This is a genomic window from Micromonospora sp. CA-111912 (assembly GCF_050948415.1).
Classification (GTDB): domain Bacteria; phylum Actinomycetota; class Actinomycetes; order Mycobacteriales; family Micromonosporaceae; genus Micromonospora.
In genome coordinates this window covers 1,878,531-1,892,392 of sequence record NZ_CP192007.1, presented here as the reverse complement: position 1 = coordinate 1,892,392, position 13,862 = coordinate 1,878,531, and the positions used below count along the sequence as shown (strand labels likewise).

At 75.2% G+C, this 13,862-nt stretch carries 11 protein-coding genes; 8 read left to right on the top strand and 3 right to left on the bottom strand.

What is annotated here, in order from left to right; all coding sequences use genetic code 11:
* Nucleotides 1–104 precede the first annotated feature (104 nt).
* Complete coding sequence (locus ACQPZO_RS08660) at nucleotides 105–1,418, bottom strand: ABC transporter substrate-binding protein (protein WP_433348617.1); 1,314 nt, start codon at nucleotides 1,416–1,418, stop codon at nucleotides 105–107.
* Nucleotides 1,419–1,827: 409 nt separating this feature from the next.
* On the opposite strand from ACQPZO_RS08660, the gene ACQPZO_RS08655 reads away from it, so the two are divergent.
* The 7 genes from ACQPZO_RS08655 (at nucleotide 1,828) to ACQPZO_RS08625 (ending at nucleotide 12,181) form a co-directional block, all read left to right on the top strand.
* Nucleotides 1,828–2,595 (top strand): pyrimidine reductase family protein, encoded by a 768-nt coding sequence (locus ACQPZO_RS08655; RefSeq protein WP_433348615.1) that lies wholly within the window; start codon nucleotides 1,828–1,830, stop codon nucleotides 2,593–2,595.
* Between the two features lie 1,133 nt (nucleotides 2,596–3,728).
* On the top strand, nucleotides 3,729–5,480 hold the full coding sequence (locus ACQPZO_RS08650) for an ATP-binding protein (RefSeq protein WP_433348613.1): 1,752 nt from the start codon (nucleotides 3,729–3,731) through the stop codon (nucleotides 5,478–5,480).
* A 79-nt stretch (nucleotides 5,481–5,559) separates the two neighbouring features.
* Nucleotides 5,560–6,708 (top strand): exonuclease SbcCD subunit D, encoded by a 1,149-nt coding sequence (locus ACQPZO_RS08645; RefSeq protein WP_433348611.1) that lies wholly within the window; start codon nucleotides 5,560–5,562, stop codon nucleotides 6,706–6,708.
* On the top strand, nucleotides 6,708–9,182 hold the full coding sequence (locus tag ACQPZO_RS08640) for an AAA family ATPase (protein WP_433348609.1): 2,475 nt from the start codon (nucleotides 6,708–6,710) through the stop codon (nucleotides 9,180–9,182). The genes ACQPZO_RS08645 and ACQPZO_RS08640 overlap by 1 nt, the downstream gene beginning before the upstream one ends.
* Nucleotides 9,183–9,253: 71 nt before the next feature.
* On the top strand, nucleotides 9,254–10,207 hold the full coding sequence (locus tag ACQPZO_RS08635; protein ID WP_433350889.1) for a hypothetical protein: 954 nt from the start codon (nucleotides 9,254–9,256) through the stop codon (nucleotides 10,205–10,207).
* A gap of 64 nt (nucleotides 10,208–10,271) precedes the next feature.
* Nucleotides 10,272–11,129, top strand: a complete 858-nt coding sequence (locus ACQPZO_RS08630) for a spermidine synthase (protein ID WP_433348607.1) — start codon at nucleotides 10,272–10,274, stop codon at nucleotides 11,127–11,129.
* Between the two features lie 125 nt (nucleotides 11,130–11,254).
* Entirely contained in the window at nucleotides 11,255–12,181 is a 927-nt protein-coding gene (locus ACQPZO_RS08625) for a DNA-3-methyladenine glycosylase family protein (RefSeq protein ID WP_433348605.1), read from the top strand.
* A gap of 48 nt (nucleotides 12,182–12,229) precedes the next feature.
* Here ACQPZO_RS08625 and ACQPZO_RS08620 read toward each other — a convergent pair whose 3' ends face one another.
* Nucleotides 12,230–12,736: a DUF1990 family protein gene (locus ACQPZO_RS08620; protein WP_433348603.1), complete on the bottom strand. Its 507-nt coding sequence runs from the start codon at nucleotides 12,734–12,736 to the stop codon at nucleotides 12,230–12,232.
* Nucleotides 12,737–12,816: 80 nt separating this feature from the next.
* Between ACQPZO_RS08620 and ACQPZO_RS08615 the strand changes: the two genes are divergently transcribed.
* A complete protein-coding gene (locus tag ACQPZO_RS08615) occupies nucleotides 12,817–13,311 on the top strand; it encodes a GNAT family N-acetyltransferase (RefSeq protein WP_433348601.1) in 495 nt (164 codons plus the stop codon).
* Here ACQPZO_RS08615 and ACQPZO_RS08610 read toward each other — a convergent pair.
* The gene (locus tag ACQPZO_RS08610) at nucleotides 13,286–13,708 is read right to left on the bottom strand and encodes an SRPBCC family protein (protein ID WP_433348599.1); all 423 of its coding nucleotides are present in this window, start codon (nucleotides 13,706–13,708) and stop codon (nucleotides 13,286–13,288) included. The genes ACQPZO_RS08615 and ACQPZO_RS08610 overlap by 26 nt on opposite strands.
* Between the last annotated feature and the right edge of the window lie 154 nt (nucleotides 13,709–13,862).

Genomic DNA, 13,862 nt, shown 5'->3' with positions numbered 1-13,862 from the left:
GGGGGCTTACCGGCCGGCCGCGCGGGCGGCGCCGGGGCTTACCGGGCACCGCGGGCGGCGCCGACAGTCGCACTGTCGACGCCACCCACGGTCGGTTCAGCCGGTCACTTACCGGCGGCCGCGCCGTTCTTCAGCGCCGACTCCCACTGCTCGCCGGCGGACTTGCCCTGCTCGACGGCGCGCAGGGTGTTCTCCACGGCCGTGCGGACCGCGTTGTTCTTCGGGCCGAGGTAGACCGGCTTCAGGTCGGTCGCACCGGCGGCGAAGATCTTGCCGACCGGGGCCTTGCTGAAGTACTCGTTGGTCGAGTCGGCCACGGCCGGGTCGGTCAGGGCCTGCGGCGACGAGGGCAGGTTGCCGACCTTCTTGAACGCCTCGGTCTGGCCCTTGGCGCTGGTCAGGAACTTCGCCAGCGCGGCGGCCTCCTTGGCGTGCTTGCTGGCCTTCGGCACGGCCAGGAAGGAGCCGCCCCAGTTGCCGCCGCTGCCCGGGGCCTTGGCGACGTCCCACTTGCCGGCCGCCGCGTCACCGGCCTGGCCCTTGATGACACCGGTCATCCAGGCGGGGCAGGCGATGGTGGCGAAGGTGCCGTTCTTGAAGCCGGCGTTCCACTCGTTCGAGAACGACTGAAGGTTGTTCGACAGGCCGGCGGAGATCATCTTGGTGGTCAGGTCGTACGCGGTCCTGACGTCCGCGTTCTCGCCGATGACCAGCTTGTTGCTCTTGTCGTAGTAGGTGTAGCCGGAGCCGGAGCCGGCGGTCTGCATCAGCACGACGTTGTAGAAGTTGGTCGCCGAGTCGACGAACTTGTGCTTCTTGTCGGCGGCGGCGAACTTCTGGCCGGTGGCGATGAACTCGTCCCAGGTCGGCCAGAGGGCGCCGACCTGCTCGCGGTCGGTCGGCAGGCCGGCGGCCTTGAACAGGTCGCTGCGGTAGCACAGCGCCATCGAGCCGACGTCGGTGCCGAGGCCGAGGACCTTGCCGTCCGGGGTGGTGCCCTGCTCCCACTTCCACGGCAGGAAGTTGCCCTTGATGTCGTTCGCGCCGTGGTCGGCCAGGTTCACGAACTTGTCGGACTGGGCGTAGAACTGCACGATCGTGCCCTCTTCGAGCGCGACCACGTCGCCGGCGCCGGAGCCCGCGGTGATCTGCTGGGTCAGCCGGGTGTTGTAGTCACCGAGGCCGAGGCCCTTGCCGCGCTCCTGGATCTTGACGTTCGGGTGCTCCGCTTCGTACTGCTTGTAGAGCTCGTCGTAGCCGAAGCCCTGGTCGCCGAAGACGTCGACGACCAGGGTGACGGGGCCGTCGCCGCTGCTCGTTTCCGACGAGTCGTCGCCGCAGGCGGAGACGGTGGCGATCACCGCGACGGACGCGAGCGCGATGGCCGCGAGCCGCCGACGACGGATTGGGACGCTCATCCGAGACCCCTCTTTCAGTGGTGAGGCTGTGTCGTGTGGTGGGGGTGCTGTGCAGTCGCGCGCCGCCGAGGACGGAGCCTGCGGAGGACACCCGGCGTGCTCGAAAGAGATCCGCGACACACGACGGGAGCGCTCCCATGAGATTGCCGGCGAGTCCGAGAGGTGTCAATGAGTCTATGGGAGCGTTCCCATATCGTTACCGCCGTGTTTCGCCCCCACCACGCCGGGCCGCCAGTTGGCGGATCCTGCCGGGCCCTGCGCCGCCCCGCTCTTCCCCGGCATAGGCTGCCGGCATGATCTGCCGAGCCTGCCGGGAGCGGCGGCACGACGACTGTCCGGGCCGAAAATGGTGCGACTGTCAGCACCGCACCCCCGAGCCCACCCCTCCGGTCACCGGTCCGCCCGGCGAATGAGCGTCGCAAGCCCGATCTCCCGGCTGTGGCCGGCCCCGTCGCCGTCGCCGCTCGACGACGCGGAGCTGACCGCCCTCTACGGCCGGGCCGCCGGTCCCCGCCTGCGGGTGAACTTCGTGACCAGCGTCGACGGCGCGGTCACCGTGGACGGCTACTCCGCCGGGCTCTCCGGCGAGCCGGACAAGCGGGTGTTCGGCCTGCTGCGGATGCTCTGCGACGGCCTGCTGGTGGCCGCCGGCACCCTGCGGCACGAGGGCTACGGCGCGGTACGGCTCAGCGGGCCGCGCCGGGCCTGGCGTCGCGCGCAGGGGCTGGCCGAGTACCCGACGCTGGTCGTGGTCTCCGGCTCACTGGACCTGGACCCGGCGCAGGCCGCGTTCGCCGACGCGCCGGTGCGGCCGGTCGTGCTCACCCATGCCGCCGCCGAGGCGCCCCCCGGCCTGGCCGAGGTGGCCGAGCTGGTGCGCTGCGGGACCGACCGGGTGGACCTGGTTGCCGGTCTCGCCGAGCTGCGCCAGCGGGGCCTCGGCCAACTCCTCTGCGAGGGCGGGCCGCACCTGTTCGGGGCGCTCACCGCAGCCGACCTGGTCGACGAGGTCTGCCTCACCGTCGCGCCGCTGCTCGCCGGGGCGGGTCCGGGCCGGATCACCGCCGGGGACCCCGGCCCGCACCGGGAACTGCCGCTGCGGCACGTGCTGGCCGCCGCCGACGGCACGCTGATGCTCCGGTACGCCCGGGACGGGGCGCCCGCCCCGGCCCCGTAGCCCGGCGCGTAGCCCCGGCGGTGTCCGCAGTGTCGGCAGGGGTGATGCCTCAGCCGGGACGCTGGTTGACGGGTCGGCGGCCACCCTGGGCGGGGGTGGGCCCGGTCGGGCAGTTCATCTTCCGGATGCCCTCCTTGAGAACGAACAGTTCCCGCCGGACGACCGCATCGCCCCTGGCATCCAACTCGTACCCCTCTATCCAAATCCACCCCGGCCGCCAGCGGACGAAGAGGAACAGGGCTGACGAGCGGCCCCGCGGACGACGCGGCCCCCACCATCGGGGGCGGCCCTTCTCAGTCCTCCGATGAACCGGTCAGGCTAGGGCCGTGTCGAAGTCATCGGCACAGCCGCCCTTGGGTGGCGAGGATGTGCGCGGTGGCGTCGGGGTGCACGGCAGCCTGTCGTGGCGTGATCGTCTGCTGATTTGTGAGACGACACGCCGGCCGGGTTCTCCAAAATCAGCAGACGATCGTGAAGTCCCACCCCAAGGGGCGGAAGCGCCGACGCTGACGTCGTCGTCGCCGTCCGGCGGGCAACCCCGCAGCGCCCCCTTTGCTCTGCTGCCCCCGGCGCAACGCTCGCGAAGCGTGACGATGCTGCCGACCTCTAGTGCCGGCACCCGACCCGAAACGGCTGCGCAACGCTGGCGCTGGTGCTGCACGGCAGTGCTGGTGTTGCGGTGACGGCAGCAGAGCAAAGGGGCGAGGTGGCACTACCCGCCCGACACCCCAGCCGCTCGGACGGCCGGCCCGCTGCCCCACCTCACCCGCCCAAACACGACGGCCAGGGCATACAACATGATCAGGGTTTCGCCGCAATCCATCGATCAAGCCGCGGCTACCACGCTTACTCCCATAACGGTGGATGTCGCTACGGGGCCCTGGCCCACCTGCCTGCTCCCTACAGTCGACGCGTGGACGCGTGGACAGCGCAACTGGCAGCGGCAGGTACCGCGGCCAGCCCGGCGGCGGACGGCTCGCTCGCCACCGTCCGTGCCTGGACGGGCGCGCTGCGCCATGATGTCGGGCGCGGCGGGTGGCGTCCGCCGCGTCGCGTGGCAACCTGTCGCATCCCTCGGGCAGGATGCACCCCGTGGGCCTTCACCGAGACGACCAGCCGACCGGAGCGCGTGGATGACCGACGACGAGTTCGACGGCCCCGGCGAGGGGGTCGGCCGGGTGCTCGGCACCGCCGACGCCACCCCGCTGACGTTCTGGACGGCCGTGGCCCCCGGCAGCTATCTCCAGCTCGACGACGTGGTGGTGACCCGGCGCGAGATGCCCGACCGGGAGCCGGTGACCATCGCCGGGGTGGTGACCCAGGTGCGGGCGCGGCACGAGGGCGCCCAGTTCGACTCCGACGTCTTCGCCATCGCCGACGGCACCCTGCCGGCGATGGTGCAGGAGGCGGCCGAGATCACCACCACCCGGGTCGACCCCGAGGTCTACGTCCCGCCGACGCCGGGGGCCGTGGTGCACCGGGCCGAGGGCGACGCGCGGGCCCGGGCGCTGCACTTCGACCGGATGGAGCGGCGGATCCCGATGGGGATGGGCCGCGACGGGGTGCCGGTCTACCTCAACGCCGACTTCCTCGACGGCAGTCGGGGCGCGCACGTCTCCATCTCCGGCATCTCCGGGGTGGCCACCAAGACCAGCTTCGCCACCTTCCTGCTCTACTCGGTCTTCCGCTCCGGCGTGCTCGGCGGGGACGCCGTCAACGCCAAGGCGCTGATCTTCAACGTCAAGGGCGAGGACCTGCTGTTCCTCGACCACCCCAACACCCGCCTCGACGACGCCACCCGGGCCGGCTACGCGAAGCTCGGGCTGGACGCCGGCGCCTTCCCCGACGTGCGGGTCTACGCCCCGCCCCGGGCCGGCGACTCCTCCGGCACGCCGGACGTGAGCAGCCGGCTGACCGGGGTGGACAGCTTCTACTGGACGCTGAGCGAGTTCTGCGCCGACCGCCTCCTGCCGTACGTCTTCGCCGACGCCGACGACGAGCGCCAGCAGTACACGATGGTCGTCCACTCGGTCGCCGCCCACCTGGCCCGCTACGCCCAGCCCGCCGACGGCGGGGTGAGCGTCGACGGGGTCCGGCTCGGCTCGTACACCGACCTGGTCGACCACATCGTCGAGCAGCTCAACGACGACGAGACCCGAAGCGACTGGGCGGGCAGCGCGGTCGGCCTGGGCACGGTCAACGCGTTCGCCCGGCGGCTGATCGGCAGCAAGAAGGACCTGGGCCGGCTGATCCGGGGCGACCTGGCCACCCGCCGCCCGCACTCGATCAACACCGCCGAGAGCGCCCAGGTCACCGTCGTCGACCTGCACAACCTGCCCGACCGGGCGCAGCGCTTCGTGGTCGGCGTGACGCTCAAGAGCGAGTTCGAGCGCAAGGAGAAGTCCGGCACGGCCAAGCCGCTGCTCTTCGTCGTCCTCGACGAGCTGAACAAGTACGCCCCCCGGGAGGGCTCCTCTCCGATCAAGGAGGTGCTGCTGGACATCGCCGAGCGGGGCCGCTCGCTCGGGGTGATCCTGATCGGGGCGCAGCAGACGGCGAGCGAGGTGGAGCGGCGGATCGTCACCAACTCGGCGATCCGGGTGGTCGGCCGGCTCGACCCGGCCGAGGCGTCCCGCCCGGAGTACGGCTTCCTCCCACCCGCCCAGCGGCAGCGGGCGCTCCTGGCCAAGCCGGGCACGATGTTCGTCAACCAGCCGGACATCCCGGTCCCGCTCTGCCTGGAGTTCCCGTTCCCGGCGTGGGCCACCCGCGTCTCCGAGGCCGGCCGGGCGCCCTCGGAGACGCTACGGTCGATCACCGGGGCGGCCGACCCGTTCGCGGTGGTCGGCTCGGGCGGCGGCGCCGACGACGACATCCCGTTCTAGGGGGCGAAAGACCCGTGAGCGCGAGGAACGCCCGAGCGAAGCGAGGAAGCCCCGCAGTCGCGAACGAAGGGCCCACACGGTGAAGATCCTGCACACCTCGGACTGGCACGTCGGCAAGGTGCTCAAGGGGCAGTCCCGGGCCGAGGAGCACAAGCAGGTCCTCGCCGGGGTGATCGACGTGGCCCGGCAGGAGCAGCCGGACCTGGTGATCGTCGCCGGCGACCTGTACGACACGGCCGCCCCCACCCCGGAGGCGACCCGGCTGGTCACCCGGGCGCTGACCGCGCTGCGCCGCACCGGCGCGGACGTGCTGGCCATCGGCGGCAACCACGACAACGGCCAGGCCCTCGACGCGCTGCGGCCGTGGGCCGAGGCGGCCGGCATCACCCTGCGCGGCGGGGTCCGGGAGAACCCGGACGAGCACGTGATCGACGGGGTCACCGCGAGCGGCGAGCGGTGGCGGGTGGCCGCGCTGCCGTTCCTGTCCCAGCGGTACGCCGTCCGCGCCGTGGAGATGTACGAGCTGACCGCCGCCGAGGCCACCCAGACGTACGCCGACCACCTCGGCCGGGTGCTCGGCCGGCTGACCGAGGGCTTCACCGAGCCGGACCGGGTGCATCTGGTCACCGCCCACCTCACCGTGGTCGGGGCGACCACCGGCGGCGGCGAGCGGGACGCGCACACCGTCCTCGGGTACGCCGTCCCGGCGACGGTGTTCCCGGGCACCGCGCACTACGTGGCGCTGGGCCACCTGCACCGGTCGCAGCGGGTATCCGGCCCCTGCCCGATCCGGTACAGCGGCAGCCCCCTCGCGGTGGACTTCGGCGAGCAGGAGAACATCCCGTCGGTCACCATGGTCGAGGTGACGGCGACGAGCGCGGCGCGCATCCGCGAGGTGCCGGTCCCGGCGGCCGTGCCGCTGCGCACGGTACGCGGCACCCTGGCCCAGCTCGCCGAGGTCGCCCCGCCGGAGGGTTGGCTGCGGGTGTTCGTCCGGGAGCAGCCCCGGGCCGGGCTGCGCGAGCAGGTGCAGGAGCTGCTCCCCCGGGCCCTGGAGATCCGGATCGACCCGGAGCTGGTGCCGGCCCCCGGCAGCGGGACGCGCACCGCCCAGCGGGCCGGCCGGTCACCCCGTGACCTGTTCGCCGACTACCTGGACAGCAAGGGGCACGCCGACTCCGAGGTCCGGGAACTGTTCGACGAGCTGTTCGAGGAGGCGGATCGCTGATGCGCCCGATGCGGCTGGACATGGCGGGCTTCACCGTCTTCCGCGACGAGACGACCGTGGACTTCACCGACGCCGACTTCTTCGCCCTGGTCGGCCCGACCGGCTCGGGCAAGTCGACGGTGCTGGACGCGATCTGCTTCGCCCTCTACGGCACGGTGCCCCGGTGGGGCGGGACGCGAGGGCTGGCCAACGCGCTCGCCCCGTCGGCCACCGAGGCCCGGGTCCGGCTGGTCTTCGAGTCGGCCGGTGACCGCTACGTGGCGACCCGGGTGGTCCGCCGGGACGGCCGGGGCAACGTCAAGACGGCCAACGCCGGGTTGCAGCTCATGCCGCCCGGGTTCGACGTGACCAAGCTGGACACCGGGCTCAGCCCGGAGGACCTGGGCGAGGTGGTGGCCGGCACGCCGGCCGAGATGGAGCGGGCCGTGCTGGAGGCGGTCGGGCTGCCGTACGAGCAGTTCACCAGCTGCGTGGTGCTGCCGCAGGGGCAGTTCGCCGACTTCCTGCACGCCCGGCCGGCGACCCGGCAGCAGATCCTGGTCAACCTGCTCGGCCTCGGCGTCTACGAGACCGTGCAGAAGCGGGCCACCGAGCGGGCGGGTCAGGCCGACGCGAAGCTGGAGGCGGTCGACCGGATGCTCGGCGGGCTCGCCGACGTCGACGACGCGGCGCTGGCCGACGCGCAGACCCAGGTCGGCCGGGCGCACGAGCTGGCCGAGGCGGTCGCGGCGGCCGTACCGGAACGGGAGCGGGCCCGGGCGGCGGCGCGGGACGCGCACGCGGCGCTGGCCGCCCTCGACGCCGAGCTGGCCGGGCTCGGCGCGGTGCGGCCGCCCGACGGGGTGGCCGAGGTGGCCCGGGCGGTGGCCGCCGCGCGGTCCGGCGCCGACGAGGCGGCGGCCGGGGTGGCGCTGGCCGAGGAGCGCGAGGAGAAGCTGCGCGGGGAGCTGGCCGGCGCGGGCGACGAGAGCACGCTGCGGCTGCTGCTCAAGGCGCACGCCGACCGGGACCGGCTGGCCGGCGAGGTCGGGTCGGTGGCCACGGCGGTGACTGCGGCGCAGCGCGAGCACGACGCGGCGGTGGCCGCGCTGGCGGCGGCGCGGTCGGCGGCCGGGCGGGCCGAGGTCGAGCTGGACGCCGCGTTCCGGGCGCACGAGGAGGCGAAGGCCACCGACCAGGCGGTGGCGCTGCGGGCGCACCTGGTCGACGGGGCGGCCTGCCCGGTCTGCGAGCAGGTGGTGCCCCGGGTGCCGGCGGTGCCGGCCGGATCGGCGGTGGCCAGGGCCACCGCCGCCGGGAAGGCGGCCCGGGCGGCGACCCAGCAGGCGCAGCAGGCGGTGCAGGAGCGCGACGCGGCGGCCCGGGACCTGGAGCGGGTGCTGCTACGCGCCCGGGCCCAGCACGACCAGCTCCGGGGCCGGCTGGCCGAGCTGGACGACCAGCTCGCCGGGGCCGCCGCCCCCGAGGCGCTGCGACACGACCTGGCCGAGCACACCCGGCTGCGCCGGGAGCTGGACGAGGCTGCGGGCGGGGTGCGGGCCGGCCGGGACGCCGCCCGGCGGGCCCGGGCCGCGCTGGAGGCCGCCGAGGAGCGGCTGCGCGCCGCGTGGTGGGACTTCGACGCGACCCGGGACGGGCTGGCCCGGTTCGGCCCGCCGGCCGCCGACCGCGACGACGTGGCCGCGGCCTGGACGACGCTGACCGAATGGGCCGACGCGCAGGCGCGGCGGCGGCGGGCGGACCGGGTGGGGCTGGCCGAGGCGGTCGCCGCGGCGGAGGCCGCCGCCGCGGCCGTGGAGGAGCGGATCGGCGGGGTCTTCGCCGCCGCCGGGCTGGCCGCCGGGGACGACCCGGTGCGGGCGGCCACCGTCGCGGTGGAGCGCGCCGAGGCGGCCCACCGGCGGCTGGTGGAGCGCCGCGAGCAGGCCGCCGAGCTGCACGGGCAGCGGGCCGGCCACGAGCAGCAGGCCCGGGTGGCCCGGGCCCTCGCGGGGCACCTGCGGGCCAACAACTTCGAGCGCTGGCTGCTGGCCGAGGCGCTGGACCTGCTGGTCGACGGCGCGTCGGGGATCCTGCGTGAGCTGTCCGGCGGCCAGTACGACCTGGTGCACGACAAGGGCGAGTTCTTCGTGGTCGACCACCACGACGCGGGGCTGCGGCGCGGGGTGCGCACGCTGTCCGGCGGGGAGACGTTCCAGGCGTCGCTGGCCCTGGCGCTGGCGCTGTCGGAGCAGCTCGCCGGGATGTCCACCACGGCGGCGAGCCTGGAGTCGATCGTCCTGGACGAGGGGTTCGGCACCCTGGACGCGGCCACGCTGGACACGGTGGCGGCCACCCTGGAGAGCCTGGCCGCCCGGGGCGACCGGATGGTCGGGGTGGTCACCCATGTGCCGGCCCTCGCCGAGCGCATCCCGGTCCGGTACGAGGTCCGCAAGGACGCCCGCTCCGCCCGCGTGGAACGGACCGGCCTGTGACGGGGCCGACCGGCACTGCCGGGCCGACCGGCACTGCCGGGACGGGGCCGCCGGGCGTGGCGGCCCCGGAGCTGTTCGTCGACGCCTGGGGCCCGGGCTACGGGGCGTCCTTCGAGGCGGTCCCCGGCGGGCCGGCCACGCCGAGCAGGCAGCAGGTCGACGCCGAGGTGGAGCTGCCGGCGGTGGACTGGCGGGCCATCGACGTCCGGGCCGGGGTGCGGGCGCCGGACGTGGTGCTGCTGGTCGACGGGGTGCGCCGGATCGACGCCAGCGTCTGGACGGCCGAGGCCGACGGCGCGTCGTTCCCCGGGGTGGCCGCCTCGTACGCGGCCGGGGTGGTCCGCTGCGACCTGGAGCGGGGCGCGGCCCGGCTCGCCGGAACGCAGGTGCGGCGAGGGCTGTTCACGGCCAGCCCGTCGGCCCGGGAGGTTCGGGCCGGGACGGTGCGCTACCCGGTGCACCGGGTCAGCGGCACCGGTGAGCTGAACAAGCTCCAAGCCGCCGTGCAGGGTCCGCTGACCGCGCTGGAGGTGGAGGTCTCCGGGGCGGCCCGGGTCGACGGGGACCTGCTGGTGGTCGACGGCCCGCTGCGCAGCCGCCGGCAGCTCCCCCGCACCCTCGGCTACGTCAAGACCCAGCACAGCCAGTACCTCGACGCCCGGCTGACCGCCGTGGTGACCGGGCTGCGGGCGGGCCAGCGGTCCCCGGTGTTCCGGCTCGTCACCGCCTGGGGCGGGTACTCCTGGTACCTGCGGCTGCCGGGCGGCGGCGGTGCGCCGTGGGCCGGCATCGTGCGGGTCGAGTGCTCGGCCGAGCTGGCCGAGTCCGAGGCGATCGCGCTGGCCGACCTGTCGCTGGTCACCCTCCCCCGGTTCGCGTCCACCCCGTACAAGGACCCGCGGGCCCCGCAGAACCTGATCCCGATCGCCGGCCTGGAGCGCCGCCTGCGGGCGCTGCTCGGCGACGCCCGCCTGCTGCACCGGGCGCTGACCGCCGCGGCCCGGGGCCGCGGGCAGCACCGCTGATGGGCCGCCTCCCCGCCCGGCCACGGAGCCGCCGCCGGGTCGTCGTCCGGACGGGGCGTCGCTGATGGGGCGCCGCCGGGGTACGGACCGCATCGTGGCGCGGGTGGACACCGGCGAGGCCGAGCTGGTCCCGGACGCGGACCGGCCGCGCTCGTTCACCCTGCTGCTCGACGGCGCCCCGCAGTCACACGTGGACCTCGCCGACCCCACCCACCTGGAGTTCGAGTACGTCCGGCGGCTGGCCGCCGCGCTCGACCTGGTCGCCCCGGCGGGCGCGCCGCTGCGGGTGCTGCACCTGGGCGGCGGCGCGCTGACCCTGCCCCGGTACGTGCAGGCCACCCGCCCCGGCTCGACCCAGCGGGTGGCCGAGGTGGACGCCGCCCTGGTCGACCTGGTCCGCCGGGAGCTGCCCTGGCCGGCCGACCCCCGGCTGAAGGTGCGCGTCGCCGACGCCCGGGCCACCCTGGGGTCCACCAGGGACGGCAGCTACGACGTGGTGGTCGCGGACGTCTTCTCCGGTGCCCGCACCCCGGCCCACCTGACCAGCGTGGAGTACGCGGCGGAGGTGGCCCGGGTGCTCCACGGCGGCGGCTGGTACCTGGCCAACGTCGCCGACGGCCCGCCGCTGCGGCACGCCCGCGCCCAGGTCGCCACGGTCCGCGCGGTGCTGCCCCGGGCCTGCCTGATCGGCGACGCGGCGGTGCTGCGCGGCCGGCGCTACGGCAACCTGGTGCTGGTCGCGGGCCGGGTCGAGCCGCCGGTGCCGGAGCTGACCCGCCGGGCGGCCGGGGACTGGTTCCCCGGTCGGGTGGTGGCCGGCGACGAGCTCGACCGGTTCGTCGGCGGGGCCGCCGTCGTGCGCGACGCCGACGCCACCGACTCCACCCCGCCGCCACCGGGAATCTTCTCCGTCCGCCGGTGACCCGTTGACCCGGTGGCTCCGCACCACCGGGCGACCGGGCCATTGGGGGCCGGGCTGACGTCGTCGGACGCCCGGGGGTCTGCGTGCATGCGGGGCCGTCCGTCCCGGCCGGGGGTCGTGGCAGAGTGTCAGGGGTGACCGAACCCGCCGCCCGCCGGACGCTGCGCCCACCGGCCGGCTACCGGCTGGCCGCCTCCGTCCGGTCGCTCACGTTCAGCACGTACGACCCGTGCGCCCGGATCGCCGCCGGCACGTTCTGGTGGGCCACCCGCACCCCCGCTGGCCCGGCCACCCTCGCGCTGCGCCCGGCCGGCGACGGGGACCTGCTCGCCGAGGGGTACGGTCCCGGCGCCGACTGGGCGGTCCAGCAGGCCGAGGCGGTCGCCGGGCTGCGCGACGACCTCACCGGCTTCGCCGAGCTGGCCGGCGCGCACCCGCTGGTGGCCCGGCTGGCCGCGCGGCACGCCGGGCTGCGGATGCCGGCCACCGGCCAGCTCTTCCCGCGCGTGCTGCGGGCGATCCTGGAGCAGAAGGTCACCGGCACGGAGGCGTACCGGGCGTACTCGGCGACCGTGCGCCACTTCGGCGAGCCGGCGCCGGGGCCGTTGCAGCCGCTGCTGCTGCCGCCCGAGCCGGCGGCGGTGGCCGCCACGCCGTACTGGGCCTTCCACCCGTTCGGGGTGGAGCAGAAACGGGCCGACACGCTGCGCCGGGCCGCCGCCGAGGCCGACCGGCTGGAACGCTGCGCCGACTCCGCCGAGGCCACCCGCCGGCTCACCGCGATCCGGGGGATCGGCCCGTGGACCGCCGCCGAGGTGGCCCGGATCGCGTTCGGGGACCCGGACGCGGTCAGCGTCGGCGACTACCACGTGCCGAACACGGTGGCCTGGGCCCTGGCCGGGGAGCCACGCGGCGACGACGCCCGGATGCTCGCACTGCTGGAGCCGTTCCGGGGCCACCGCGGCCGGGTCTGCCTGCTGCTCGCCGCCGAGGGCGTGCACGCCCCGAGGTACGGGCCGAGAATGCCGATCCGCTCCTTCGCCCGGTACTGATGCCTCCCGCGGCCCCGGTCGCCGCGCGCTGCGTGGCCGGCGTACCGGTCAGGGCCGGGCGCAGAGCCGGCGCAGGGTCCGGCCGAGCCACCAGGCGTACCCGCGTTGGAAGGCCCGGCCCGCCGGCCCGGCCGCGCGCATGAACCAGCGGTCCGGTCGGCTGAACGCGCGCACCTCGAACCAGACGGCACCGGTGTCGTCCCGACTCACCACGAACGCCTCCTCGCCCCGGGCCGGATGGCCGGGCAGCGTGCCGTACCCGAAGCCGGCCCGGCGGGCGTCGTCGGCGGCCCAGACCACCGCGCACGGCGCGGCCAGCCGCAGCGGGCCGACGCCCAACCGGGAGACGACGGTGACCCCGGGCTCGGCCCGGGGCGCGTCGGCGTCGATCCGGATCCCGGCGGCCCGGTGCAGCCGCCAGTCGAGCACCGCCGCGCCGGCCGTGGCGAAGCAGCCGTCCGGCAGCCGCACCCGGTGCCGGACGTGCCGCCAGCCCGCGGGCAGCTCGCCGACGTCGGTGGCTCCGACGTGCGGATAGGTCAGCTCGGGCACCATCGCCGCCTTTCCTGGGGTCCGCGAAACCGCCAGGGTACGGCCCTGCGAGCCGCGCGCCGGCGGTGTGGTGAGCTGGGGTCGTGACCACGCCACCACTGATCACTCCAGCCACCCCCGCCGACGCCGGTGAGATCCTCACCGTGCAGCGGGCCGCCTACGTGACCGAGGCCCAGCACTACGCCGACCCGTTGCTCCCGCCGCTCACCGAGACGCTCGAAGAGGTCCTGGCCGCGCTGGCCGGCCCGGAGACGGTGCTGGTCGCCCGGGCCGGGCACCGGCTGGTCGGCTCGGTCCGGGCGCGGGTCGCCGACGACACCGCCCACGTCGGCCGGCTGGCCGTGGCCCCGGACCAGCAGGGCCAGGGGGTCGGGGCCCTGCTGCTGCGGGCGGTGGAGGCGGCCTGCGCCGACCGGGTGTCCCGCTTCGTGCTGTTCACCGGGGCCGCCAGCGAACGGAACCTGCGGCTGTACGGGCGGCACGGCTACGAGATCGTCGGCAACCGGCCGGACGCCAACGGCATTTCCCTCGCCGTGCTGGAGAAGCGGCTGGTCAAGGCCGCTCAACGCAACGCCTGAGGCCGTCAGCCTCCAGCCGGAGGTACCGGCGGGTCAGCCCGCCGTAGAGCCGGCCCACGAGGGCGGCGAGCGGGCCCGACTGTTCCAACGTCAGCTCGACCCGGACCCGGCCGTCGGGCAGCGGGACGATCCGGTGGTCGCCCCGGCTACGTACGCCCGGGGCGTTCGACACCCAGACGAAGCGGTACGGCGCCTCGACCTCGACGACCCGCCACACCGCGGGGCGCAGCCGCGGCTGCTCCAGCCGCGCGGTCGAGCCGACCGTCAACGGCCCCGGTTCCAGCCGCCGGGCGCGGGACACCGAGGCGGTCCACTCCGGCCACCGGTCGATGTCGGACTGCACCCTCCAGACCTGCTCGGCGTCGGCGTCGATCTCCGTCACTGCCTCGAAGCGCATGGCCCCTCCCCTGTCGTCGAAACCTACCGCTCGACGATCCTCGCCGGCAGCCCGCACCACGACGACTGGCCTCCGTCCCTTCGGCCACCGACGCGCCGCACAGCCTTGGGCAGTTTCCGCTCCGCACGGGGCTCGCCGGACTGTTCGCGAAGGT

Bases quoted from the DNA above. Each gene is read 5' to 3' on its own strand.
- ACQPZO_RS08660 (WP_433348617.1), bottom strand. From the start codon at position 1,418: ATGAGCGTCCCAATCCGTCGTCGGCGGCTCGCGGCCATCGCGCTCGCG.
- ACQPZO_RS08655 (WP_433348615.1), top strand. From the start codon at position 1,828: ATGAGCGTCGCAAGCCCGATCTCCCGGCTGTGGCCGGCCCCGTCGCCG.
- ACQPZO_RS08650 (WP_433348613.1), top strand. From the start codon at position 3,729: ATGACCGACGACGAGTTCGACGGCCCCGGCGAGGGGGTCGGCCGGGTG.
- ACQPZO_RS08640 (WP_433348609.1), top strand. From the start codon at position 6,708: ATGCGCCCGATGCGGCTGGACATGGCGGGCTTCACCGTCTTCCGCGAC.
- ACQPZO_RS08630 (WP_433348607.1), top strand. From the start codon at position 10,272: ATGGGGCGCCGCCGGGGTACGGACCGCATCGTGGCGCGGGTGGACACC.
- ACQPZO_RS08620 (WP_433348603.1), bottom strand. From the start codon at position 12,736: ATGGTGCCCGAGCTGACCTATCCGCACGTCGGAGCCACCGACGTCGGC.
- ACQPZO_RS08610 (WP_433348599.1), bottom strand. From the start codon at position 13,708: ATGCGCTTCGAGGCAGTGACGGAGATCGACGCCGACGCCGAGCAGGTC.